This window comes from Streptomyces sp. NK08204, from assembly GCF_020400585.1.
In the GTDB taxonomy this organism is placed as follows: domain Bacteria; phylum Actinomycetota; class Actinomycetes; order Streptomycetales; family Streptomycetaceae; genus Streptomyces.
Genome location: NZ_JAINVF010000005.1, coordinates 23,684 through 46,791 on the forward strand (window position 1 = coordinate 23,684; position 23,108 = coordinate 46,791).

The 23,108-nt window shown below is 74.0% G+C and carries 20 protein-coding genes and 1 pseudogene; 9 read left to right on the top strand and 12 right to left on the bottom strand.

The window, feature by feature from the left end; all coding sequences use genetic code 11:
• Positions 1–153: 153 nt before the first annotated feature.
• Both K7G59_RS09780 and K7G59_RS09785 read right to left on the bottom strand, forming a co-directional pair.
• The gene (locus tag K7G59_RS09780; RefSeq protein WP_225832347.1) at positions 154–1,437 is read right to left on the bottom strand and encodes a hypothetical protein; all 1,284 of its coding nucleotides are present in this window, start codon (positions 1,435–1,437) and stop codon (positions 154–156) included.
• A 78-nt stretch (positions 1,438–1,515) separates the two neighbouring features.
• Positions 1,516–2,013, bottom strand: coding sequence for a SigE family RNA polymerase sigma factor (locus K7G59_RS09785; protein WP_225832349.1), 498 nt, complete (start codon positions 2,011–2,013; stop codon positions 1,516–1,518).
• 203 nt (positions 2,014–2,216) lie between these two features.
• Between K7G59_RS09785 and K7G59_RS09790 the strand changes: the two genes are divergently transcribed.
• The 3 genes and pseudogenes from K7G59_RS09790 to K7G59_RS09800 all read left to right on the top strand — a co-directional run.
• On the top strand, positions 2,217–3,557 hold the full coding sequence (locus K7G59_RS09790) for an MFS transporter (RefSeq protein ID WP_225832351.1): 1,341 nt from the start codon (positions 2,217–2,219) through the stop codon (positions 3,555–3,557).
• Between the two features lie 264 nt (positions 3,558–3,821).
• A complete protein-coding gene (locus K7G59_RS09795) occupies positions 3,822–4,487 on the top strand; it encodes an SDR family NAD(P)-dependent oxidoreductase (RefSeq protein WP_225832353.1) in 666 nt (221 codons plus the stop codon).
• 196 nt (positions 4,488–4,683) lie between these two features.
• Positions 4,684–5,517, top strand: a pseudogene (locus K7G59_RS09800) (MIP/aquaporin family protein); the annotation flags it as partial.
• A gap of 609 nt (positions 5,518–6,126) precedes the next feature.
• Here the strand turns inward: K7G59_RS09800 and K7G59_RS09805 are convergent.
• The gene (locus K7G59_RS09805) at positions 6,127–7,563 is read right to left on the bottom strand and encodes a hypothetical protein (protein ID WP_225832357.1); all 1,437 of its coding nucleotides are present in this window, start codon (positions 7,561–7,563) and stop codon (positions 6,127–6,129) included.
• A gap of 112 nt (positions 7,564–7,675) precedes the next feature.
• Between K7G59_RS09805 and K7G59_RS09810 the strand changes: the two genes are divergently transcribed.
• Positions 7,676–8,917, top strand: coding sequence for a molybdopterin-dependent oxidoreductase (locus tag K7G59_RS09810; protein WP_225832359.1), 1,242 nt, complete (start codon positions 7,676–7,678; stop codon positions 8,915–8,917).
• A 346-nt stretch (positions 8,918–9,263) separates the two neighbouring features.
• Here the strand turns inward: K7G59_RS09810 and K7G59_RS09815 are convergent, their stop codons facing one another.
• Genes K7G59_RS09815 through K7G59_RS09825 form a run of 3 tightly spaced genes read right to left on the bottom strand, consistent with a single transcriptional unit; the run spans position 9,264 to position 11,388 of the window.
• Positions 9,264–10,022, bottom strand: coding sequence for a methyltransferase domain-containing protein (locus tag K7G59_RS09815; RefSeq protein WP_225832362.1), 759 nt, complete (start codon positions 10,020–10,022; stop codon positions 9,264–9,266).
• Positions 10,019–10,642: a DUF2064 domain-containing protein gene (locus K7G59_RS09820; RefSeq protein ID WP_225832364.1), complete on the bottom strand. Its 624-nt coding sequence runs from the start codon at positions 10,640–10,642 to the stop codon at positions 10,019–10,021. The genes K7G59_RS09815 and K7G59_RS09820 overlap by 4 nt, the downstream gene beginning before the upstream one ends.
• Positions 10,639–11,388 carry a glycosyltransferase family 2 protein gene (locus tag K7G59_RS09825; protein WP_225832366.1) on the bottom strand — a complete coding sequence of 250 codons (750 nt, stop codon included), beginning with the start codon at positions 11,386–11,388 and terminating at the stop codon, positions 10,639–10,641. The genes K7G59_RS09820 and K7G59_RS09825 overlap by 4 nt, the downstream gene beginning before the upstream one ends.
• A gap of 113 nt (positions 11,389–11,501) precedes the next feature.
• Here K7G59_RS09825 and K7G59_RS09830 point away from each other — a divergent pair, with 113 nt between their 5' ends.
• The gene (locus tag K7G59_RS09830) at positions 11,502–12,245 is read left to right on the top strand and encodes a response regulator transcription factor (protein ID WP_225832368.1); all 744 of its coding nucleotides are present in this window, start codon (positions 11,502–11,504) and stop codon (positions 12,243–12,245) included.
• Complete coding sequence (locus tag K7G59_RS09835; RefSeq protein WP_225832371.1) at positions 12,238–13,350, top strand: sensor histidine kinase KdpD; 1,113 nt, start codon at positions 12,238–12,240, stop codon at positions 13,348–13,350. The genes K7G59_RS09830 and K7G59_RS09835 overlap by 8 nt, the downstream gene beginning before the upstream one ends.
• Before the next feature lie 17 nt (positions 13,351–13,367).
• Here K7G59_RS09835 and K7G59_RS09840 read toward each other — a convergent pair whose 3' ends face one another.
• The 4 genes from K7G59_RS09840 to K7G59_RS09855 all read right to left on the bottom strand — a co-directional run bounded on the left by K7G59_RS09840 (position 13,368) and on the right by K7G59_RS09855 (position 18,635).
• On the bottom strand, positions 13,368–14,831 hold the full coding sequence (locus K7G59_RS09840; protein ID WP_225832373.1) for an FG-GAP and VCBS repeat-containing protein: 1,464 nt from the start codon (positions 14,829–14,831) through the stop codon (positions 13,368–13,370).
• Between the two features lie 71 nt (positions 14,832–14,902).
• Entirely contained in the window at positions 14,903–16,321 is a 1,419-nt protein-coding gene (locus K7G59_RS09845; protein WP_225832375.1) for an FG-GAP-like repeat-containing protein, read from the bottom strand.
• 78 nt (positions 16,322–16,399) lie between these two features.
• Positions 16,400–17,578 carry an MFS transporter gene (locus K7G59_RS09850; RefSeq protein WP_374114210.1) on the bottom strand — a complete coding sequence of 393 codons (1,179 nt, stop codon included), beginning with the start codon at positions 17,576–17,578 and terminating at the stop codon, positions 16,400–16,402.
• 220 nt (positions 17,579–17,798) lie between these two features.
• Complete coding sequence (locus K7G59_RS09855) at positions 17,799–18,635, bottom strand: undecaprenyl-diphosphate phosphatase (protein ID WP_225832379.1); 837 nt, start codon at positions 18,633–18,635, stop codon at positions 17,799–17,801.
• A 96-nt stretch (positions 18,636–18,731) separates the two neighbouring features.
• Between K7G59_RS09855 and K7G59_RS09860 the strand changes: the two genes are divergently transcribed.
• On the top strand, positions 18,732–19,121 hold the full coding sequence (locus K7G59_RS09860; protein ID WP_225832381.1) for a BlaI/MecI/CopY family transcriptional regulator: 390 nt from the start codon (positions 18,732–18,734) through the stop codon (positions 19,119–19,121).
• Positions 19,122–19,134: 13 nt separating this feature from the next.
• Positions 19,135–20,115 (top strand): M56 family metallopeptidase, encoded by a 981-nt coding sequence (locus tag K7G59_RS09865; protein ID WP_225832383.1) that lies wholly within the window; start codon positions 19,135–19,137, stop codon positions 20,113–20,115.
• A gap of 22 nt (positions 20,116–20,137) precedes the next feature.
• Here the strand turns inward: K7G59_RS09865 and K7G59_RS09870 are convergent, their stop codons facing one another.
• Positions 20,138–20,914, bottom strand: a complete 777-nt coding sequence (locus tag K7G59_RS09870) for a VOC family protein (protein ID WP_225832384.1) — start codon at positions 20,912–20,914, stop codon at positions 20,138–20,140.
• Between the two features lie 282 nt (positions 20,915–21,196).
• Here K7G59_RS09870 and K7G59_RS09875 point away from each other — a divergent pair, with 282 nt between their 5' ends.
• Positions 21,197–22,204 (top strand): NAD(P)-dependent oxidoreductase, encoded by a 1,008-nt coding sequence (locus K7G59_RS09875; RefSeq protein WP_225832386.1) that lies wholly within the window; start codon positions 21,197–21,199, stop codon positions 22,202–22,204.
• A gap of 1 nt (position 22,205) precedes the next feature.
• On the opposite strand, the gene K7G59_RS09880 is transcribed toward K7G59_RS09875, so the two are convergent.
• The gene (locus tag K7G59_RS09880) at positions 22,206–23,078 is read right to left on the bottom strand and encodes a phosphatase PAP2 family protein (protein WP_225832388.1); all 873 of its coding nucleotides are present in this window, start codon (positions 23,076–23,078) and stop codon (positions 22,206–22,208) included.
• Between the last annotated feature and the right edge of the window lie 30 nt (positions 23,079–23,108).

A 23,108-nucleotide genomic window follows, 5' to 3' on the forward strand; every position in this document is an offset into this window, starting at 1 on the left:
TGCGGCGATCCCCACCCGGAGACGATCAACCGCCACGCCCGTCCGCCGCGCCCCAGTCGATCGGGCCAGAGTCCGGTCGACCGCGCCGGCGGCCGGCCGGCACACGGCCGCACCGGCGCCCCTTCGGTGAGATGACGGCGGCCCTGGCAGTCCTCAGTTCGTGAAGAACTTCTTGTCGAGCGCGATGCTCAGCAGCTGGGCCATGCTCAGTGCCGGCCGGGGGCGCGTCACTGGGCCGCTCTCGGCATACGAGTTGACCTCCCGGGCCGCCACCCGGCGGCCGTCCGGATACAGGACGTCGACCAGCCACACCTGAGCCGCACCGCCCTTCTCCGAAGGGCCCTGGACCTTCTTGACCTGCGTGCCGTCGGCCAGTGTCGTGGCCTCGCAGTGACCGGAGACACCGGCGCAGCCCATGTGCTCGGCCAGGAAGGCTGTCATGTCGTACTGCGCGTCGGCCTCGACCATGTTCTTCCCGTGGCCGTCGTCGTAGACCAGCTGGACCATCCCGTCACCGGCGTTCAGGTCGGAGACGGTGCCGGTCCGGGGCAGGTGTGAGGTCAGCACCCGGTTCATACGTGCGCCGGGTACGTGCTTGCTGGTGGTGGACGGGGCCGTGGACGGGGCTCCCTCCTGGGCCGGCAACGCGGTGATCGCCTTGTTCCACGCCGGGCTGCGCACGATCGAGGTCAACTGGGCGATGGACAGCAGCGGATCGGTTCCGCTGGACGATCCCTTCTCGTCGCCACCGCCGAACTCCTCAACCGTCAGCTGAACCCGGTCAGCGGTGGTGAGCACCACGTACCAGCGCTTCTGCCCGGTATCGCTGCTGGGGTAGGTGAAGGACCTGGTGGTGTTGAGCACCGCGCCCCCGGGGAGCTTCCCGGTGGTGCACGTGTCGTAGGGGCGTACCTCCACCGGCAGGCAGCCGCCCTCGCCTTGCTGGTCCGCGGGGATGCCGGAATCCAGCCGTGAGAGGGTGATGTCGATGCTGGAGGATCCCTTCGCGGTGGAGTAGGTGAGTTTGGCCGACGGCCACACGACGGGAGGGCCGGCCTGGGACGCCCTGCCCGAGGCCGCGGAGACGGTGCCGCCGGCCGGCAGCAGGCTCTTGAGCGTGCTGACCATCTCCTCACCGCTGACCGAGGAGGACGGCCGGGCAGGCTGCTGCTCGGTGGAACGTGCCGGGGCGCCGACCCGCAACTGCTGCTGGGCATCGGCACCGTGGCTGCCGAAGGCGCCCGTGGCCATCAGAGTGCCGCCCGCGGTGACCACCGCGACGGCCATGACGACGGTGCGGGTGGCGGCGAACAGCCGCATCCGGCGGCCCCGGGCCACGGACCGCTGCACCAGGTCGGCCGCGTGCGGCGGGAACTCACTGGTGGCACGGCTCATGGCGCGAGCCACCCGGGTTTCGAAGTCCTTGTCGAGGGACATGGTGGGTTTTCCGTTCTTCTGGGTTCCGGGACGTACTGGGACGTCGACGCGGCACCGCGCGTCGTCGGCTCGTGCGCGTCAGGCGGTCAGGTCGGCCAGCTCGGCGCCGAGCTGGGCGCGCAGCCGTTGCAGAGCGCGCATGCTCCGGGCTCGGACGGCTCCCGGCGACAGCTTGAGGACCTGAGAGGTCTCCTCCACCGAGCGGTCCTCCCAGTAGCGGAGCACCAGCACCGCACGGTCCTTGGCCGTCAGCTGGGCCAGCCCGTCGAGCAAGGCCATCCGTAGCTCCGCGTCCGGGGCCGGCCCTGCCGCGTCGGGCAGCCGGTCGCTGGGGCGCTCGGTGGAACTGCGGCGCCTGCGCTGGGAGATGTAGGTGCGCACCAGCACCGTGTCGGCATAGGCCACCGGGGAGCCCGCACGGCTGATCCGCCGCCAGGAGCGGTACATCTTGGCGAGAGTTTCCTGGACCAGGTCCTCGGCGAGGTGCCAGTCGCCGGTGAGCAGGCAGGCCGTCCGGAACAGCGGCCCGCTGCGGGCGACTGCGAACTCCAGGTAGTCCGCGGGAGCTTCCCTCACCGTGTTGTCCTTTCGGGGTCGAACGTCATCTCTTACACGCGTTGAGGGTGCTTCCGCGTTACGCCCCGACGGCACGTGAGCCCAAGTGATGGGGACGGACCAGGCAGCGGGCGGGTGGTCGCCGACACGGAACGTCTCCCGGTCCGCGTCGTTGTGCCAGAGCCGAGCGGTTTTCCCAGCAGCCGTACACGGAGGGCCGCCGCATGACCGCAGACCCAGCAGCCGCAGCCGCCCGCCGGGCGCGGGCGGCGGTGACGGCGGTCTTCTTCGTCCACGGCGCGGTTTTCGCCTCCTGGGCCTCCAGGGTTCCCGCCGTGCAGGCCGAGCTCCGGCTGTCCGACGGGCTTCTGGGCCTGGTACTGGCCGGTCCGGGAATCGGCGCGCTGGTCGGCAGCCAGGCGGGCGGGCTGCTGGTGCGGCGGCTCGGCAGCCGTGCAGTGAGCGCGATGGCGCCTGTGGCTCTGAGCGTGCCGCTGGGCCTCATCCCCGCGGCACGCTCGGCGTGGATCCTGATGGGCCTGCTGGTGTTTCTCGGAGCGGCCGACGGGTGCACGTCGGTGGCCATGAACGCTTCGGCGGTCGTCGTGCAGCGGCGGTACGGACGGGCGGTGCTCAACTCGATGCACGCCGTCCGCAGCATCGGTGCCGTCGTCGGCGGGCTGGCAGGAGTGGCTGCGGCGGCCCTCGGTCTGGCGCTGACGACCCAGTTCGTGCTCATGGCCACCGTCCTCGCCGTCGTGTCGGCGGCAGCGGCCTACGGGCTCGGGTCGCAGCGGCAGCCCGCGCAGCATGTGCAGCATGTGCAGCATGTGCAGCGGACCGACCGCACTGGGCAGGCAGAACGGACCAGGACGACGGGGGCGGGAGCCGGGGCGGGAACCGGGACGGGAGCCGGGGTGCAGCCCGCGGACGGGCGCTCCTGCGCCATGGGCGGAGGAGGGGCGGCCGGGCGGGGAGCGGACCGGCGGGTGATCGTTCTGCTGCTCACGCTGATGACCTTCCTCGCCGCATGGGTGGAGGACGCCCCGGCCTCCTGGAGCGGCGTGTATCTGCGGCACGTGGGCGCGGACGCCGCTACCGCCGCGGCCGGATACGCGGCCTTCTCGGCCGGGTCGGTCCTCGCCCGGCTGTTCAACGACTGGATGGTCGACCGCATCGGCTGGGCCCGCCTCATCCGGGTAGGCGCTCTGTGCTGCTCCGCCGCGCTGGCCGGGGCACTGCTGCTGGGGCAGCCCGGCGTCACGCTGGCGGCGCTCGTGGTCGCCGGTGCGGGAATCAGCGCGGTGTTTCCCGGCGCGTTCACGGTCGCAGCCGGGCTCCCCCACGCGGCTCAGGCCATGGGACATGTCGGCTTCGCCGGGAATCTCGGCTGGCTGCTCGTCTCCCCCGTCATCGGCGGCCTGGCCACGCTCGTCGGTCTGCCCACTGCCCTCGGCCTTCTGGTTGTCGCGGCAGCGACCATCGCCGGCCTGGCCCCGATCACCCGCTCGGCCACACCGGCGCGCTCGGCTGCGCGGCAGACCGCCCACGAGGTGAACAGCTGAGGGGAGTGCGTCACGCAGGTGCCCGGCAGTACCGGCCCGACTCCGACGCTGTCATGGCACGGCACCCGGTACGCCCTTCCCCTGCTTCGCACCGGCTCCGCGGACCGGCCGGCGCCGGCTGCGGCGTTCGCCGTACGGGCCGGGGCCGCCGTGCACGGGGGAGCGCATCCGGCGGGCCCGCGCAGAGGCAGGCGCAGGGCACGGACGGCGCATTTCGGAAGTGCGGGGATGCACCGAACGGCGGGCGCGGTAAGGATGGCTGGCATGACGTGCATGGCCATCGTCGGTGCCGGGCCGGGGCTCGGTGCCGCCGTCGCTCGTCGGTTCGGGCGGGAGGGGTTCGCCGTGGCCCTGGTCGCCCGGGACGAGGAGCGGCTCGCGGCGCTGGTCGGGGACCTCGCCGCCGAGGGCGTGACCGCGCGGGGCTTTGCCGCCGATGTGCGCAAGCCGGAGGACCTGGTCAGGGCGCTGGCGGCGGCGGGTGAGGAGCTGGGCACCATCGAGGTGCTCCAGTACAGCCCCGTGCCGCACCGGGACTTCATGCGGCCGGTGCTGGAGACCCGGTACCGGGACCTGCTCGGGCCGATCGAGTTCTCGGTGTACGGGCCGGTCGCCGCCGTACAGCAGGTACTGCCCGGCATGCGGGCGCTCGGGCGCGGGACCATCCTGTTCGTCAACGGCGGGAGCGCCGCCGTACCGCATCCGGAGCGGGCGGGGACGTCGATCGCGTTCGCCGCGGAGACCGCGTACGGGCACCTGCTGCACGACCGGCTGGCCGGCGAGGGCATCCACGTGGCCCAGCTGGTGATTCCGGGGGTCATCACGGCCGGGCACGTCCGCAAGGATCCGGCCGTGCTCGCGGAGCTGCTGTGGGGCATGCACCGGGACCGGCACGGGTTCCGGCACTACGCCGACGACCTGGACAGCTGACCCGCGCGGTCGGGTCCGGCCCCAGTCCGATCAGGCTGCCGTCCACCCGAGTTGTCCTGCATGGAGTGATTTCGTAGGTCAATATGGTGATGTTGGCCGTATTGCTCTCTTCAAGGGGGCCTCCGTGGCTGTCGAAATCCCCCCGCTGATCAGGCCCTCACGACTGCGGGCCAGAGGCGGCCTGCTGGGCGAGTGCATGGCGGAGTTCCTCGGGACGTTCGTCCTCATCTCCTTCGGCTGCGGCGTGGTCGCGATGGCGGTCACCGCGCTGCCCGGCTCGGGTCGTGCCGCCACCCCCACGACGATCTTCCTCGCGGCGGGTGACTGGCTGCTGATCACCTGGGGCTGGGCCATGGCCGTCGTCTTCGGCGTGTACGTCGCCGGCGGCGTCAGCGGCGCCCACATCAACCCGGCGGTGACGGTCGCGATGGCGGTGCGCCGCGGGTTCTCCTGGGCGAGGGTGCTGCCGTACATCTTCTCGCAGGTGCTGGGCGCGTTCGCGGGCGCGGCGCTGGTCTACCTGGTCTACCGCGACGCGATCAACGCCTACGACGGTGCCGTTCCGGGGCCGAAGGTGAACGGACACACCAACGCCACCTTCTCCGTCTTCGCGACGTTCCCGGCGGCCTACTTCCACGGCGGCGTCTGGGGGCCGCTGATCGACCAGATCGTCGGTACGGCCTTCCTGGTGATGTTCGTCGTCGCCATCGTGGACCTGCGCAACCAGGCCGTGAAGGCGAACCTCGGACCGCTGCTGGTGGGCTTCGCAGTCGCCGCGATCGGCATGTCGTACGGCGCCAACGCGGGCTACGCCATCAACCCGGCCCGTGACTTCGGACCGCGGCTGTTCACGTGGCTGGCCGGCTGGAAGAGCCTGGCGTTCCCGGGGAGCCTGTCGGGGGTGTACAGCGGCTACTGGTGGATCCCGATCGTCGGGCCGATCACCGGCGGGGTCATCGGGGTTCTGGTGTACGACCTGTTCATCGGGGACGTCCTGTTCGTGCGCGGTCGGCTGGGCGAGCTGCCGGAGCCGGGGCTGACGCGTCCGGTGCGGACCACGGACGAGGAGTAGCGGAGGTCTGCGGATCCGGTGCGGGCCCTGCCGCCGGGGGGATCGGACGGACTGGCGTCCGGGGCGTTCGCTGCGGGGTGTGATCCGGGAGCGGGGGCGCCGCCGATGGCGGTACAGACCCGACGGCCACCCGGCCGTCGCGCCCGCGTGCGGGGCGGGGCCGGGCGTGCCTGGCGTCCACCCCCGGCGACCCTCCCCCGTCCGTGAGCCTCGCCGCGCCCGGCCGTCGGCCGGGCAGCCCGATCCCCGGCGCCGCCCGCCGGGCACTGTCGCACCCGGGTGTGGGCGACGACGCGTGGCCACCGTCCGCGCCCGGGGCGCTGTGGCCCCGCCGGACACCGTGCCCGCCGCGCCCTACGACCTGCGGCACCGGCCCGGACGCCCCCAGGCGCGTGCGGCCCCGAACCACCTGGCAGCGACATCGCAGCAGGCGTCCGCGTCCGCCCGCACCGCGCCTTCGTCCCGCCACCCCGCACGAAGATCCCCGTCCCCGCACCCAGGTCGAGCCCGGTGCCGAGCTGGAGACCCGGGACCGCCCGCGTGTCCACAGGCTGTGGACGACGCCGGTCACCAGCCCGTCAGCAGCAGGTGGTTGAGGAGGAGCGCGAGCACCGCCTGGGCGGTCAGCCAGGGGCGTGGGCGGGGGAGGAAGGCGCAGGCGGCGAGGAGCCATACCGCGAACGGGAGCCAGATGCGTTCCGTCTCGGCCTTGCTCATGCCGGACAGGTCGGCGACGAGGAGGGCGAGGAAGACGGCGGCGAGAAGCAGGGCCAGGCGCGTGGGGGCCGGGCGGGCGGAGACCAGGCGCGTGGAAGTCGGGCGCGTGGAAGTCGGGCGCGTGGAGGTCGGGCGCGTGGAGGTCGAGGTGGTGCGGTGGGTGAGGGCTGTGGCGGTGCGGCGCAGGCCCGCCGCCGTCGCCGGGCCGGTGATCAGCACCGTGCAGGCGAGGTTGGCCCATACCCAGTAGCCGTAGGGGCGGGTGCCGCCGACGCCCTGGTAGTAGCGGGTGATCAGCAGCCGGTACGCCGTCCACCAGTCGAAGCCGGCGAGCGTGAAGGCCAGCGGGACGACGGCGGAGCCCGCCAGGAGGGCCGGGAGGAGGGCGGGGCGGGCGAGCACCGTGGGCCCGGCGAGGAGCAGCACCGCCGCGCAGGGCAGGGCGATGAGCGTGAGGCCGTAGGAGAGGTAGCAGCTCAGGCCCAGAAGGAGGCCCGAGGCTGCCGCCAGGGCGGGGGAACGGCCGGTCACCGCCAGGGCCAGCAGGGCCACCGACCAGGCCGCCACCGCCGCGAAGTACGCGTCCGCGGACGCGCCCAGCCACACCGCCGCCGGTGCCAGGACCAGGAAGGGGGCCGCACGGCGGGCCAGGGATTCGTCGGCCAGGGCGCGCACGGTGACCAGGACCGCCACCGACGCCGTCGCGCCGGCCAGCACGCACCACAGCCCCGCCCAGCCGCCGCCGCGCAGCCCGGTCCGGTCGAGGAGGACGAAGGTCAGGGTGGCCGCCGGCGGGTGTCCGGCGACGTGGGCGGGCCACGGGTCCGGGGTGCCGGCGACGATGTGATGGGTGAAGTCGCGCAGGGTGCCGGGGATGTCGTGGAAGCGGTCGATGACTCTGAGGTACTCGTTGTGGCCGGTGAGGCGGGATGCGATGCCCCGGTGCCAGCCGTCCACCAGGGCCAGGGAGAGGATCCAGGCCGTGGTCGCCGCCCAGGCCGTCGCCAGCAGGGGGCGCCAGGAGAGGCGGGCGGCCAGCGTGGGGCCGTAGGCGACGGTGGCGGCGGCCAGGAGTACGGCCCCGGGGGTGCCCGGACCCGCATGGGGGTCCCAGTCGGCCAGCAGGGGCGGCCAGCGTACGAAGAGGGTGCCGTAGGTGAACTGGATGTGCCGTCCGACCAGCACGGCGGCCGTCACCAGCAGGGCGGCGGCCCCGGCGGCGTACAGGTCACGGCGCAGGCAACGGGGGTCGGAACGGCGCTCGGACCGGGTGCGGGAGAGGGTCACAGCCGCAACGTAGGGGGCCGGGCGTGCGGAGGCCGCCACCAGCGGGTGTACGTCAGCGTTTCGTCATCACTTCCGCACCTTTTCATGGGGATTCGCGGCCTACGGTCGGGGCATGCGAGACGATCCCCGGCTGCCCACCTCCCCCGGCTTCTGGCGCAGCCCGCTGCGCGGCCCCTGGCTCACCTCGGTGCTCGGTCTCGTCCTGCTCACCGGCATCACCGCGCTGTTCGTGACGGGCCTGGTGTCGTACGCCGCCTACAACCCGGGGCTCTCCCCGGTGAACGACACGACGCCGGACAAGGGTGTCCTCGGCTTCTACCTCTTTTCCTGGCCGACGGACCCGGTGTGGCTGTACCGCTTCACGCAGGGCCTGCACGTCACCCTCGGCGTCACCCTGGTCCCCGTGCTGCTGGCCAAGCTGTGGTCGGTGGTGCCGAAGCTGTTCGAGCTGCCGCCCGCCCGCTCCCTCGCGCACGCGCTGGAACGGCTCTCGCTGCTGCTCCTCGTCGGCGGCGGGCTGTTCGAGTTCACCACCGGGGTGCTCAACGTCCAGCTGGACTACGTGTTCCCCGGCTCCTTCTACCCCCTGCACTTCTACGGGGCGTGGGTGTTCTTCGCCGCGTTCGTGGCGCATGCGGTGTTGAAGGTCCCGGTGGCGCTGCGCGCCCTTCGCCGGCGGCTGGGGCCGCAGGAGGCGACAGGCCTCGTCCCCGCGCGCCCCGACCCGCCCACCGTGTCCCGCCGGGGCGCCCTGTGGCTCGTCGGCGGCGGCTCGCTGCTGCTGTTCGTGACGACCGTCGGGCAGAGCCTGGGCGGCCCCTTCCGCCGCACGGCCCTGCTCGCACCGCACGGCGGCCCGGATCCGGGCGGCGGCCCGAACGGCTTCCAGATCAACAAGACGGCCGCCTACGCCGGGGTCACCACCGCCGACACCCATGAGGACGCCTGGCGGCTCGTCGTCACCGGACGGGCCGGAAGGACCGTCCGCCTCAGCCGCGCCCAGCTGCTGCGGCTACCGCTGCACAGCTCGTCGTTGCCGATCGCCTGCGTGGAGGGCTGGTCGACCGCCGACCAGTGGTGGCGCGGGGTACGGCTGCGCGACCTCGCGGTGCTCGCCGGGTACGACGGCGACCCGCCGGACGTGCTCGTGGAGTCCCTGCAACGCCACGGCGCCTTCCGCCGCGCGGCGCTGCGCGCCAACCAGGTCGCCGACCCGCGCTCGCTGCTCGCCCTGTACGTCAACGGCGAGGAACTGAGCCCCGACCACGGCTACCCGGCGCGCGTCATCGTCCCCGCCGCGCCCGGGGTGCTCAACACCAAGTGGGTGACCCGGCTGACCTTCGGAGACCTGTGATGCGACGACCTGGGCTGCGACGGCCCGTGCTGCGACGCCGGCTGCCTCCCGTCGGCAGGCCGCTGCACCTTCTGCTGCTCGCCTGTTCGTTCGCGCTCGCCGGTTATGCGGGGGTGCGGCTGCTGGCCGGTGACTGGTTCGCGGTGGCGGTGTGGTTCGTGGGAGCCGCGCTGCTGCACGATCTGGTGCTGGTGCCGCTGTACGGGACGGCGGACCGGGCGGTGGCGCGGGGGCTCCGGGCGGCCGGGCGGCGGGCCTGGACGCCGTACGTGCGGGTCCCCGCCGTACTGTCGGGGCTGTTGCTGCTGGTCTGGTTCCCGCTGATCCTCGACCTGGTGGACCGGCGTTACCGTTCGGCCACCGGTGTCTCCGCCGACGTCTTCCTCGGCCGCTGGCTGCTGATCACCGCCGTGCTGTTCGGCGGCTCGGCCCTGCTGCTCGTGCTGCGGGGGCGCAGGGCGACGAAACGGCGGTCGCCGGCCGCCCACTGAGCGGCGGTCCGCCAGCCGGCGCCCCGGGCCAGCCGCAGCAGGGCCGGGGTGCCGGTCCGCGCCCACGCAAACGGGGCACCGACGGCTTCCCGGCCCGGGGTGACGACCTGGACGCGTATGCGTTCGTCGACGTCCGCCTGTGCCGTCTCCGCGATCAGCAGGCCGCCGGGGCGCAGAAGCTGACCCATCCGGTGCAGCAGTGCCGCCGGGTCGCCGCCGATGCCGATGTTGCCGTCCATGAGCAGGACCGTGCCCCAACGGCCCTCGCCGGGCAGCGGTTCGAAGACCGAGCGGCGCAGCGCCTGACCGCCGCTGCCGATGGTGCGGGACACGGCGGCCTCGCTGACGTCGACACCGAGGACGGTACGGCCCCGGGCGGCGAGTTCCGCCACCAGGCGGCCCGGTCCGCAGCCGACGTCGAGCACGGCACCCTCGCACCGGTCCAGCACCGCCCGGTCGGCCTTGTCCGCCCCCGCACACCACCGCTCCACCTCCAGCGGCAGCAGCCGGCCGTCGTCGCGGCGCAGGAACAGCGGGCCCCGGCCGGTGCGCAGGGCGGCGGAGTAGGGGTCGGCGGCGGCCCAGGGCGCGGTGTCGGCGGGAGCCGTGGTCACGGGGTCTCCGGCAGTGCCGCGCGGCAGTCCGCGAGCCGGGCGGCGAAGGTGCCGTGCGGGGCGAGGGCGGCCACCGCTCGGGCGTCCGCCGCGGTGTCGACGTCCCGCAGGCGGGGCAGGTCGCGCACCCGGAGCCCCGCGGCGCTCAGTCGCGCCCGCTGGACCGCACCGGTCCGCGGCGTCGACATCGGCACGCCCCGCAGCAGCGCGGGCTCGGGCCGGGCCAGGCCCAGCGCCCAGAAACCGCCGTCCTCGGCGGGGCCGAAGTACGCGTCGCAGCCGGTGAAGTCCACGTCCAGCAGCTCCGGGGTGACCTGCGGGGTGTCCATGCCGATGAGCAGCGCCGGGCCGGTGCAGTGGGCGAAGGCGTCGGCGAGGCGGGCGTCCAGGGCGCCGGTGCACTGCGCCACGACGTCGAAGCCGGGTGGCAGCCAGGGACCGGGGGTGCCGTCGAGGACGAGGACCCGGCGGTCGGCGGGGGTGGCGGCCACCGTGCGCAGGGTGTCGGTGAGCGCGGCTTCGGCCAGTGCGGCGGCCTGGGCAGGGGAGAAGGGCGGGCAGAGCCGGGTCTTGACCCGGCCGGGGCGGGGTTCCTTGGCGATGACGAGCAGGGTGGTCAACGAATCTCCGGGGGTGGGGTGGGGCCGCCGGCGGCCAGGGAGCTGTCACGACCGCCCGCGGCCGGGGAAGAGGGTGCCTCGTTCAGGACCCGGCTCATGTCCCGGACCGCCTGCCAGGTGCCGCGCCAGGTGCCCGTGACCTTCGAGGTGCCCGTGCGGGGGCGGTAGGGCACCTCGTGTTCGGTGATGCGCCAGCCCGCGTCGGACGCGCGGACCACCATCTGCAGGGGGTAGCCGCTGCGCCGGTCGGTGAGGCCGAGCGCGAGCAGGGGTTCGCGGCGGGCGGCACGCAGGGGGCCGAGGTCGTGCAGGCGCAGCCCGGTGCGGCGGCGCAGCAGCAGGGCGAGGGCGAGGTTGCCGGCGCGGGCGTGTGCGGGCCAGGCGCCCCGGCCCTGCGGGCGGCGCCGGCCGAGCACCAGGTCGGCCGTGCCGGAGCGGATCTCCTCGACGAACGGGAGCAGCCGGCCGGGGTCGAGGGAGGCGTCGCAGTCGCAGAAGCACACCACGTCGGCGGTGGCCGCCGTCAGCCCGGCGTGGCACGCGGCGCCGAAGCCGCGCCGCTCCTCGCGGACGACGGTGGCGCCGAGCGCGCGGGCGATGTCCGCGGAGCCGTCGGTGGAGCCGTTGTCCACCACGAGGGCACGCCAGCCCGCCGGGATGCGCGCCAGCACCCACGGCAGGGCCGCGGCCTCGTCGAGGCAGGGCAGGACGACGTCCACGTCGGGGTGCGCGGGGGAGGTGGTCACGGCTTCACCCTACGGATACGAACCATGACAAAGCGGACTTCGGTTCCTTACGAAACGCGGACGTCGAAGCCGTCACCGGGCCCCGGCGACGGCGCGGTGACAGGGTGGAGGACATGCAGCAGCCGTACGCATCACCGGACGCCGGGCCGCCTCCCCCGGGCCGGATCCTCGTCGTGGACGACGACCCGACCGTGGCCGAGGTCGTCGCCGGCTACCTGGACCGTGCCGGATACGCCGTCACCCGTGCCGCCGACGGTCCCGAGGCCCTCGCGCGGGCCGCCGCGCACCGGCCGGACCTGGTGGTGCTGGATCTGATGCTGCCCGGCATGGACGGCCTGGAGGTGTGCCGGCGGTTGCGGGACGGCGGGCCGGTGCCGGTCATCATGCTCACCGCGCGCGGCGACGAGGACGACCGCATCCTCGGCCTGGAGGTCGGTGCCGACGACTACGTCACCAAGCCGTTCAGCCCGCGGGAGCTGGTGCTGCGCGTGGAGTCGGTGCTGCGCCGCACCCGGCCCGCCCTCCCGCGCGGCCCGCTCGGCGCGGCCGGTCTGACCGTCGACCCGGCCGCCCGCCGCGCCACCAAGAACGGCGCCGGCCTTGCCCTGACGATCCGTGAGTTCGACCTGCTCGCCTTCTTCCTGCGGCACCCGGGGCGGGCGTTCGGGCGGGAGGAACTGATGCGGAAGGTGTGGGGCTGGGACTTCGGTGATCTGTCGACCGTCACCGTCCATGTCCGCCGCCTGCGCGGCAAGGTCGAGGACGACCCCGCCCGGCCCCGCCTCATCCAGACGGTGTGGGGCGTCGGCTACCGCTTCGATCCCGCCGGCGAGGAAGGACGGGACGGCCGTGCGTGACACGCTGCTCATCGCCCTGTACGCCTTCCTCGGTGCCGCCGCCACGGGACTGGTCGGCGCGGGCGTGCTGCGGTTGATCCGCCGCCGTTCGCTCACCGTCTCGCTCGCCGTGGTGGCCGCCGTCACGGTGGTCGCGATGCTCGCCGGGACCATGGCCGTGGCGCAGGCGATGTTCCTCTCCTCGCACGACCTCCGTGTCGTCACGACCGTCGTCGCCATGGCGGCCGTCGTCTCGCTGGTCACCGCGCTGCTGCTGGGCCGCTGGGTCGTCGCCCGCAGCCGCGAACTCACCGATGCCGCCCGGCACTTCGGTGACGGAGGTGCCTTCGCCGCGCCCGCCGCCCCGGGCACCGCGGAACTGGACGCGCTCAGCAGGGAGTTGGCGGCGACCAGTGCCCGGCTCGCCGCGTCCCGCGAGCGGGAGCGGGCGCTGGAGACCTCACGGCGGGAGCTGGTCGCGTGGATCTCGCACGACCTGCGCACCCCGCTCGCCGGGCTGCGCGCCATGTCGGAGGCGCTGGAGGACGGCGTGGCCACCGACCCGGACCGCTACTTCAAGCAGATCCGCACCGAGGTGGAACGCCTCGACGGCATGGTCGGGGACCTCTTCGAACTCTCCCGCATCCACGCCGGCACCCTGCCCCTGAGCCCGGCCCGGATCTCCGTGTACGACCTGGTCGGCGACGCCCTCGCCGGGGTCGGACCGCTCGCCCGCGAGCACGGCGTACGACTGGTCGGCGACCGGGTGGAGCCGGTGCCGGTCGAGGTCGACGGCAAGGAGATGAGCCGGGTCCTGGCCAATCTGCTGGTCAACGCCATCCGCCGGACCCCTGCGGACGGCACGGTCGCCGTCGCCGCCGAGCGCGCGCCCGAGGGGGTCGTGCTCTCCGTCAGCGACGGCTGCGGCGGCATCCCCGAGGCGGACCTGCCCCGCGTCTTCGACACCGGCTGGCGCGGCACGGACGCGCGGACGCCGCCGGCGGGGGCGGGCCTGGGCCTCGCGATCGTCCGGGGGATCGTGGAGGCGCACCACGGCCGGGCGAGCGTGCGCAACGTCCCCGGCGGCTGCCGCTTCGAGGTGACCCTGCCGACGGCCGAGGCGTAGGCGCGAGGCCCCAGCCCCTAGCCCGCCAGGTCGGCTCCGAACTCGGTGTACTTGCCGGCGGGCAGACCCAGCTTCGTCGGGCCGAAGCTCGTCGACGCCGTCGTGGAGTAGAGCGTGGACGAGGCGCCGGGCAGGAACCAGGCCGCGCCCTCGGGGTCGTTCTCCTGGGAGGCGACGGCCGTGAGGTCGGCGTGGCCGTCGTGGTTCACGTCGGAGGCGAGCAGGGCGTCACCGAAACCGTCGCCCGCCTCCTGGGTGCCGGGCACGCCGGGGCTGTCCTGGGTGAGGAACACCGGGCCGGTCGTGGTGAGGCCGGAGGCCGAGCCACGGAGCAGGGTGATCGCCCCGGCGGAGGCGCGGTAGTCGGAGTCGTCGCCGAAGCTCTCGCCCGGCGCGCCGACCGCGAGGTCGCGGTAGCCGTCCTTGTCGAAGTCCCCGATCGCCAGCGCCGCGCCGAAATCGTCGCCGTACTCGGAGGAGTCCGGGACGCCCGCGCTGCTCTGGCTGAGCGATACCCGGCGGGTGGTGCTCGGGCCGGACGAGGTGCCGTAGATGATGTGGATCTTGCCGCCGGTGGAGGCGGAGGGCTCGTTGTCCGGTTCCTCGGGGTTGCCGAGGACGATGTCGCCGTAGCCGTCCTTGTTCAGGTCGCCGATCGCGGCCGTCTCGGCGGTGCGCAGGGTCGCCGCCTTGCTGATGCCGTCGGAGGTGCCCTTGTAGTAGACGGCTGTGGCGAGGTGGTCGCCGCCCGGCTGCAGGCCGGTGACGACCAGGTCGGCCTTGGTGTCGCCGCTGACCCGGCCGGCGGTGAGGACCGGCTTGTCCAGGCCCGGGGAGTACGAGGAGACGGGGCCCGTCGAGCCCGACTTGGAGAACGGGCCCCGGATCAGCCGGACCCGCCACGCGGACGGGTTCTCGGTGTCGCTCTGCCCGGAGATCGCCAGGTCGGGCTTCCCGTCGCCGGTGAAGTCCGCCGCCGCGATGCTCAGGCCGAAGTAACTGCCGTACAGGGGCTGCGGGTTCTTCACGGTCGTACCGCCGGACAGGCCGCTGCCCGAACCCCACAGGATGACGACCATACCGGCGTCGTCGGCGCTGCCCACCTTCTCGTGCGGGGTACCGACGACGAGGTCGCTGTAGCCGTCGCGGTTGAGGTCGGCGGCGGCGAGGGGGGCGCCGAACCGGTCGTACGCCTCCGCGTCGCCGGGGACACCGGCGGTGTCCTGGCTGATCAACTGGTGCCTGGCCGGGTCCGGTCCGTTCGCGGTGCCGTAGACGACGGCCACCTGTCCGGCCCACGACCTGCCGTTCACCGTGGCGGCGGGGGCGGCGACCGCCACGTCCCGGTAGCCGTCACCGTTGAAGTCGCCCTGGAGCCCGGAAGGGGCGGCCGAGGCGGGGGTGGGGGACAGGACCACCGGGGTCAGGCTCGCGACGAGCAGGGCGGCGAGCGCGGTGCTGCCGCGCAGGGGGTGCTTCACGTGCGTGTCTCCAGTCGACGTTCTGGGAGGGAGGCCGGGGAGGGGTGAGGGAGGGGCGGCGGCGCAGGGGGTCAGTCCGGCAGTGCCGCACCGAAGTACGAGCGATCGCCCAGGCCCAGGGACTGCGTGGTGAGCAGGCTGGATCCGGTGCCGGTGGGGCCCGACGACGTGCCCGGCAGGATGTGGAGGCGGCCGGCCTCGGTGGCGGCGGCGACCAGTTCGGCCCGGCCGTCGCGGTTGAAGTCACGCAGCAGGACGGAGGCGCCGAACCAGGCGTCGTCCTCCTCGGCCGGGTCGCCCTCGACGCCCGGCGTGCCCACGTCGTACAGGCGGGAGCCGCGGCCGGTGAGGCCGCCGGTGCCGCCGCGCAGGACGGTGACCGCGCCGGCACGGAAGAGGCTGTCGCCGATCATCTCGCAGGGGATGCCCACCGCGAGGTCGGGGTAGCCGTCGCCGTTGGTGTCGGCGGCCGACAGGTCGTTCCCGAAGCGGTCGCCGGACTCGGGCGCGCCGGGGACGTCCGTGGTGGCCTGCGTGAACGTGGTGCCGGTGGTGCTGGGACCCTGGGCGGTGCCCTTGAAGACACGGACGGCACCGCCCTTGCCCGCGGCGCCCATGCCGACGGCGAGGTCGCCGTAGCCGTCCTTGTCGAAGTCAGCGACCGTGGCGCTCGCGTTCATCAGGCCGGAGTTGCCGAGCAGACCGATCTTCCGCGGCGGCAGGGCGGGGCCGCCCGCGGCGCCGCGGTAGAACCAGGCGCGGTTGGTGGAGGTGTTGGAGTCGTAGCCGAGCACGGCGAAGTCGGCGGTGCCGTCCTTGGTGACCTTGCCGGAGACCACGAGGTCCGGCTTGATGTCCTCGCCGTCGATGGGGTCGAGGTTGGTGGCGGTGCCGTGCGAGCCGGACTTGGTGAACGGTCCGCGTACGAGGTAGACGTAGTCGCCCGTGATCGCGACGACGTCCTGCTTGCCGTCCGCCGTGAAGTCGCCCACCGCGACGTCCTGGGCGAAGCCGCAGTCCTTGCAGCCCGGGCTTCCGAAGGCGGTCCCGCTGGTCAGGCCGGAACTGGAGCCCCACAGGACGGTGAAGGTGCCGCGGTAGGCGCCGGCGTCCTCGCCGGGGGCGGTGACGACGAGGTCGCCGTAGCCGTCGTTGTTCATGTCCGCCGCGGTGACCTTCGTGCCGAAGAAGTCGTTCGTCTCCGCGGCGCCCGCGATGTACGGGGTGTTCTGCGTGATCAGCGAGCGCTTGGCGGGATCGGGGCCGTGGGCCGTGCCCCAGACGACCACGACGGCACCGGCCTGCTTCTGACCGGCCACGGTGGCGGTGCGGTCGCCGAGGGCGAGGTCTCGGTAGCCGTCGCCGTTGAAGTCGTCCGCGTACTTCGCGGTGGCCGCGGTCGCCGGCGCGGCCACCGCCAGCGGCGTCAGGCCGGAGGCGAGCAGCACGGCGGTCAGCAGGCTGGTGCGCTTGCGCAAGGTGTCTCCCACGGTCGGGGCGGATCCCGGGCGCCAGGTGGCGCTATCAGGAGACCTGCGGCAACAGGTAAACGTTGTACGTGAGTTCGGTCAGCCCTCGGGGTTTTCGGGCCGGCCCCGGCCCTGCGGTTCACACCCGCGCGCGACCGGGCGGCGGCACGCCGCGACCACCGCCCCCACGCCGACGACCACCCCGAGCGCCCCGAAGCCGTAGTCGAGCGTGGCGGCGGAGGCCACCGTGGCCACCAGCAACGGGCCGCCCGCGTCGCCGACTTCGCGGCCGAGTTCGGCGGCGCCCATGGTCTGGCCGAGGCGTTCGGCGGGGGTGACGGCGGCCAGGGCGGCGAAGCCGAGCGGGGTGATCAGGCCCGCGCCCGTGCCGGTCAGGGTGGCGCAGGCGAGGATGCCGGTCAGGCCCGGCAGCGTGGCGCAGGCGAGGCCGGCGGCGGTGAGCGCCAGCCCGGCGGCCAGGCCGGTACGGGCGGTCAGGCGCCTCTCGTCGAGCGCGCGCCCGGCCCGCGGCTGGACGACGGCGGCGCAGGCGGCGAGCACGGACACCGCGGCGCCGGTGGTCACCGTGCCGAGCCCGGCCGCCCGGCCGGAGACGGGCAGGAAGCCCACGCCGACCGACAGGGCGGCGGTCGCCGCGGCCAGCGCGGCGGTCGGGGTGAGGAAGGCCGGGTCGGCCAGGCGCCGGGCGAGGTCGAGGACCGTCTGCCGTTCCTTGGGCAGCGGCGGTACGACGGGCACGGACAGCGCCGCCCACCCGGCGACCGCCGCGCCGAGCACCGCCGCCACCGCGAACAGCAGCCGCAGTCCCCCGGCCCACACCAGGACCCCGCCGAGCAGGGGGCCGAGGGTGTAGCCGAGGGACTTGCAGAAACCGTAGCCGCCGAACGCCCTGCCGTGTTTCGCGGCCGGATTGAGCCGGGCCACCAGCGCGGACGCGGACGGGGAGAACGCGGAGGCCGCCGCGCCCTGGCCGAGCCGGGCGGCCCACAGCCAGCCGGGGCTGCCGGCGACGGCGTACACCGCGGACGCGGCGGCGAAGGCGAGCAGGCCGCCGAGCAGCACGGGCCGGGCGCCGACCCTGTCGGCGAGGGTGCCGAACACCGGCTTGAGCAGCACCTCGGCGCCGTCGTACAGGGCGAGCAGGCCGCCCAGCACCAGCACCGAGGTGACGGCGCCCGCGGAGTGGGCGCCGAGGTTCGCGGCGATGCTGTGCGCGCCGAAGGCCGTGGTGAACCCGGCCGCGTACAGCGGCCACATCCGCCGCTCCGGCGCCGCGGGTGCCGCCGGCGCCGCGGGTGCCCGGTTCGTCATCGCCGCTCCTCCTGATGCGGATCCCGCTCTGCGCATGCCCGCACGCGAATCCCGGCCAGAGGATCCCGGCACGCGGTACCGGCACGCGGATCCCGGCCTGCGGATCCCGGCACGCGAAGGGAATCCCGCCATGCGAAATCCTGGCACACCGGCGCTCACCGCCGGCTCAGGCGTTGAGCACCCCCGTCGCCAGCAGGCCGAGCAGTCCCGCCCCGATGACGATGCGGTAGATCACGAAGGCGTTGAAGGAGTGCCGGGCGACGAACTTCAGCAGCCAGGCGATGGAGGCGTATGCGACGACGAAGGAGACCGCCGTGCCGACGGCGAGCGGCGCCGCGCCGACCCCGGCGCCCACGGCGTCCTTCAGCTCGTAGATGCCGGCGCCGGTCAGGGCCGGGATGCCGAGGAAGAAGGACAGGCGGGTGGCGGCGACCCGGTCGAGGTCGAGGACGAGCGCGGTCGACATGGTCGCGCCGGAGCGGGAGAAGCCGGGGAAGAGCAGTGCGAGGATCTGCGAGCAGCCGACCAGCATCGCGTCCTTGAAGGTCGTGTCGTCCTCGCCGCGCTTGTGCCGGCCCATCTGGTCGGCGCACCACATCACGGCCGAGCCGACGATCAGCGAGGCGGCGACCACCCACAAGGAGGCGAGCGGACCCTCGATCAGCGGCTTGGCGGCCAGCCCCACGGCGACGATCGGGAGGGTGGCCCAGATGACCCACCAGGCGAACTTGTAGTCGTGGTGGTAGCGCTCCTCGCGGTCGGTCAGGCCGCGGAACCAGGCGGAGACGATCCGCTTGATGTCCTTGAAGAAGTAGACCAGCACGGCGGCGATCGCACCGACCTGGATGACGGCGGTGAACCCGACGACGGACTCGTCGTCGACCGGAATGTCCATGAGCCCTTCGGCGATCTTGAGGTGGCCGGTGGAGGACACGGGGAGGAACTCGGTCACCCCCTCGACGACTCCTAGGACGACGGCCTGGCCGATGCTGATAGCGCTCATGGGCGTTCCAATGGCTACACTCGGGAGGAGAGCTTTTACACGGGCGTAAAAGTTCTACACGACTGTAGAAGACAGAGCGGGAGTACGACAAACGCCATGGGAGCCGGCACACAAGGGCAGGCCTCGAAGCGGCCGAACGGCGCCCGCGAGACCGAGATCCTCGGCCTGCTGCAACAGGCCGAGGACGCGCTGACCCCGGGCGAGGTGGCCGAACGCCTCGGCGGCGAGCTGACGTACAGCAGCGTGGTCACGATCCTGACCCGCATGCACACCAAGGGCCTGCTCGACCGCGCCCCTCGCGGCCGGGCGTACGCCTACACGCCCGTCACCGACGACGCCGGCTTCGCCGCCCGCCGCATGCGCACCGTCCTGGACGAACGCCCCGACCGCGAGGCCGTACTGGCCCGCTTCGCCGACACCCTGTCCGACGCCGACGCCGACGTGCTGCGCCAGCTGCTCGGCCCCGAACCCGGCACCGGCCGGTAGCGGGGGCCGCGCGATGCGCATCGCCGTCTACGTGCCGCTGCTGCTCTCGCTCCTCGCCCCGTTCGGCGCCCGCCCGCTCTCCGAGCGCTGCGACCCGCGCCTGGCGACCTGGCTGCTCACCGCCTCGTCCCTGGTGCTGGGCACCGCGAGCACGATCTCCCTCGGCCTGCTGGCCGTCACCGGTCTGATCCGCATCCCCCAACTCGCCGCCCTCGGGCAGTGGTCGGCCACTTCCGCGCAGCGGGACGCCCCCGCCCAGCTCTCCGTGTCCGTGCTTGCCGGGCTGCTGCTCGGCGGCGCCGTCGTCACCGCCGCCCGGCTGCTGTGGCGTCGCGCCCGCACACTGGCCACCGCCGCGCTGGACGCCGCCTGCATGCCCGCCCGCGACGGCCTGGTCGTCATCGAGGACGACGCCCCCGACGCCTACGCGCTGCCCGGTCTACCCGGCCGGGTCGTCGTCTCCACCGGCATGCTGCACACGCTGGACGAGAGCGAGCACGACATCCTGCTCGCCCACGAGCGCGCCCATCTGACAGCCCACCACTACGCGTTCGTCGCGCTCGCCCAGCTCGGCGCCGCCGCCAACCCGCTGCTGCGCCCGCTCGCCACCGCCGTGACCTACACGATCGAGCGCTGGGCCGACGAGCGGGCCGCCACCGCCACCGGCGACCGCGCCCGGGTCGCCCGCACGGTCGGCAAGGCCGCGCTCGCCGCGCACCGCACGCCCGCCCTCGCCCGCGCCGCCGCCGCGCTCGGCATCCGGGGCGGCGGCCCCCGCAGCCGGGGCCTGCTCACCAGGCCGGGCCGACGCAACGCCCTCGCCACCGCCGGGCCGGTCCCGCGCCGGGTCGCGGCCCTGCTCGCCCCGCCGCTCGGCCGGCGCCCCGCGCTGACGGCCGTGACCGTGGCGATCTGCGCGGTGGCGACCGTGGCCACGGCGGAAGCCGCGCACGACCTCCATGAGCTGCTGCTGAACGTCGGCGCCTGGAAGTGAGCGCGGCCCCGGTCCGGCGCCGTCAGCCCTGGCGCGGGTTGGGCTTCAGCACGGCGAACACGGCCTGTGCCGGGTCGGCCAGCCAGGCGATGCGCCCGACGTCGGGCACGTCCGCGGCCGGAATGACCACCGATCCGCCGTGGTCCCGTGCCGCCGCGACGACGGTGTCCACGTCGGCCACCGCGAAGTACGGCACCCAGCGCGCCTCCTCCTCCTGCCCTTCCCGGAGCGGGGCCACGCCACCGAAGGAACCCTTCTGCTGGTCGCCTTCCCCGATGCTGAGCACCTGGTACGTCATGCCGGGCGTCGACATCTGCGCGGAGCGCCAGCCGAACAGCCCGGCGTAGAAGCGGATCGCCGCCTCCGGGTCGGCGGTGTGCAGCTCCACCCACACCAGCGCGTCGTCCTCGGAGGCCTTCTCCAGACCCGTCAGGGACTGCGACACCGCGAACCGGGCGCCCTGCGGGTCGGTGAACTGGGCCAGCTTGCCCTCGCCCATGCTCATCGGCTCGACGCGCACCGTGCCACCGCCCGCGACCACGTCCCGCGCGGTGGCGTCGGCGTCGTCACTGCGGAAGTACGTCATCCAGGCCGGACGCGCCCCCCGCTCGGTCAGCCGGCCGAGGGCGGCGACGGTCTTCCCGTCCTTCTGGAAGAACCCGTAACCGCCCGCCTCGGGACCGGCGGAGACGAACCGCCACCCGAAGACGGCGCCGTAGAAGGCGGCGGCCTCCTCCGGGTCCGGGCTGCCCAGGTCGATCCAGACGGGCGAACCGGGACGGAATTCGGTGCCGAGCATGCGTTTCCTCCTGCTGATCGGACTGGGTCTCCGGCTGATCCGGGTGATCTCCGGCTGATCCGGTGGACTCTGGGCGACCCGATGCCACGTCGCCCGCCACTATGCCGCCCGCCGGTCCCGGAATCCGGTACCCCGCCCGGCCGCCCAAGGCGTTTCACCCGGGTCGGCGGACGAAGTGAACGCACACGTGAACGCGCACGTGGACCCCACGGTCCTTACGGAGCCGTGACGCACCGCCCGTCGCACCCCCGCCCCGGCCCGCTCCCGGCCTAGCGTGGCCCCATGCGAGTGCTGGTCACCGGCGGTGCCGGGTTCATCGGGTCCCATGTCGTCGACGCGCTGCGCGCCCGCGGGCACGAACCGGTGGTCTACGACGTCCGGGACGATCCCGCCTCCGACGTGCGCGACCCGGCGGCCGTGGCCCGCGCGCTGGACGGCGTCGACGCGGTCTGCCACCAGGCGGCCATGGTGGGCCTCGGCGACGGCGTCGCCGACGCGCCCGAGTACGTCTCCCGCAATGACCTGGGCACCGCCGTCCTGCTCGCCGCGATGGCCCGGGCGGACGTACCGCGGCTCGTGCTGGCCGGGTCGATGGTGGTGTATGGGGAGGGGCGGTACGAGTGCCCCGCGCACGGTGTCGTACGGCCCGGCCCGCGCGCCGCGGCCGACCTGGCGGCGGGCCGGTTCGAGCCGGGCTGCCCGCTGTGCGGGGCCGAGTTGGCGCCCGGCCTGGTCGGCGAGGACGCCCCGCCCGACCCGCGCAACGTGTACGCCGCCACCAAGCTCGCCCAGGAGCACCTGGCCGCCGCCTGGGCCCGGTCGACGGCCGGTACGGCGGTCTCCCTGCGCTACCACAACGTGTACGGCCCCCGGATGCCCCGCGACACCCCCTACGCCGGAGTCGCCTCCTTGTTCCGCTCGGCCCTCGAACACGGCACGCCGCCGCGCGTGTTCGAGGACGGCCGTCAGCGCCGCGATTTCGTGCACGTACGGGACGTGGCCGTGGCGAACGTACGAGCCCTGGAGGCCGGGCCGCGCCCGGGCACGCTCACGGCGTACAACACCGGCAGCGGACAGCCGCACACGGTCGGCGACCTGGCCCGCGCCCTGTCCGCCGCCCACGGCGGCCCCGACCCGGTCGTCACCGGCGAGTACCGGCTGGGCGACGTGCGGCACGTGACCGCCGACTCCGCCCGGCTGCGGGCGGAGCTGGGCTGGCGGCCGGAGGTGACCTTCGAGGAGGGGATGCGGGAGTTCGCCGTTCTCGGCACTGCCGTGCCGAAGCGGTAGCTCAGTGCGCCCGGCTGTGGCCGTTCACCGCGAGTTCGTAGTCGCCGATCAGGTAGCCGAGGAGGCTGCCGGAGGTGAGGTCGGAGGTGACGTGCCCGGCCATGTAGAGGCGCGAGTAGAGGATCTCGTCCTGCATCCGTGTGTACTCGGCGGTCCGCTCCGGGGCGAGCGCGCTGAGGAAGGTGACGGCCGCGGCGGCGCGGGCGGCGTGCCGGGAGGGGTAGGAGTACGGGCCCTTGGCACCGGGCTTGATGTGCTTCTCGGGGCGCAGGCCCGGGTCGAGCACGAAGGGCGCGGGCTGCTTGTCCTTGGCGGCCAGCTGGTCGCTGATCGTCTTGGCCAGCTTCAGGGCCGACTTCAGCTGGGCCTTCTCGGCCGCGCCCTGCTGGGCGGGGACCAGTTCGCGCTGGTCGTGGAGGTACAGCTTCCAGATGTCCTTCTTCCCGTACAGCTCCAGCCAGGTGGCGGCCTTCTTCCCCGCGGCGGTACGGGACTTGGCCAGCTGCTGGACCTGGTGGAGTTCGGCGGCGCGCTCCTTCGCCGTGGGCGGCGCGGGGAGCCGCCGGGCGGCCCAGGCGGCGAACGCCTTGTCGTCGCGGGCGGTGCCGTGCACGGACGTCCACCGGGCGAAGAGGGCGTCGGCCTTCTTGCGCTGAGCGGCGGCCTGTCGGCCGATCGGCGCGATCTCGGCGTCGGTGAACAGCCCCGGCGGCGGGTTCTGCTGGATCCGCTCCGTCGCCCCGGGCTTCTTCTTCGCCGCGCTCGCGACGGCGGCCGGTTCCGTCTGCGGTCGCAGCAGACCGAAGGCGGCGGCCGTGACGGCGAGCACCGCGATCACGGCGTACGGCCATCTGACGGTGCGCAGGGCGTTCATGCGGCGGGAGTCCTTTCGGGATGCGGGACG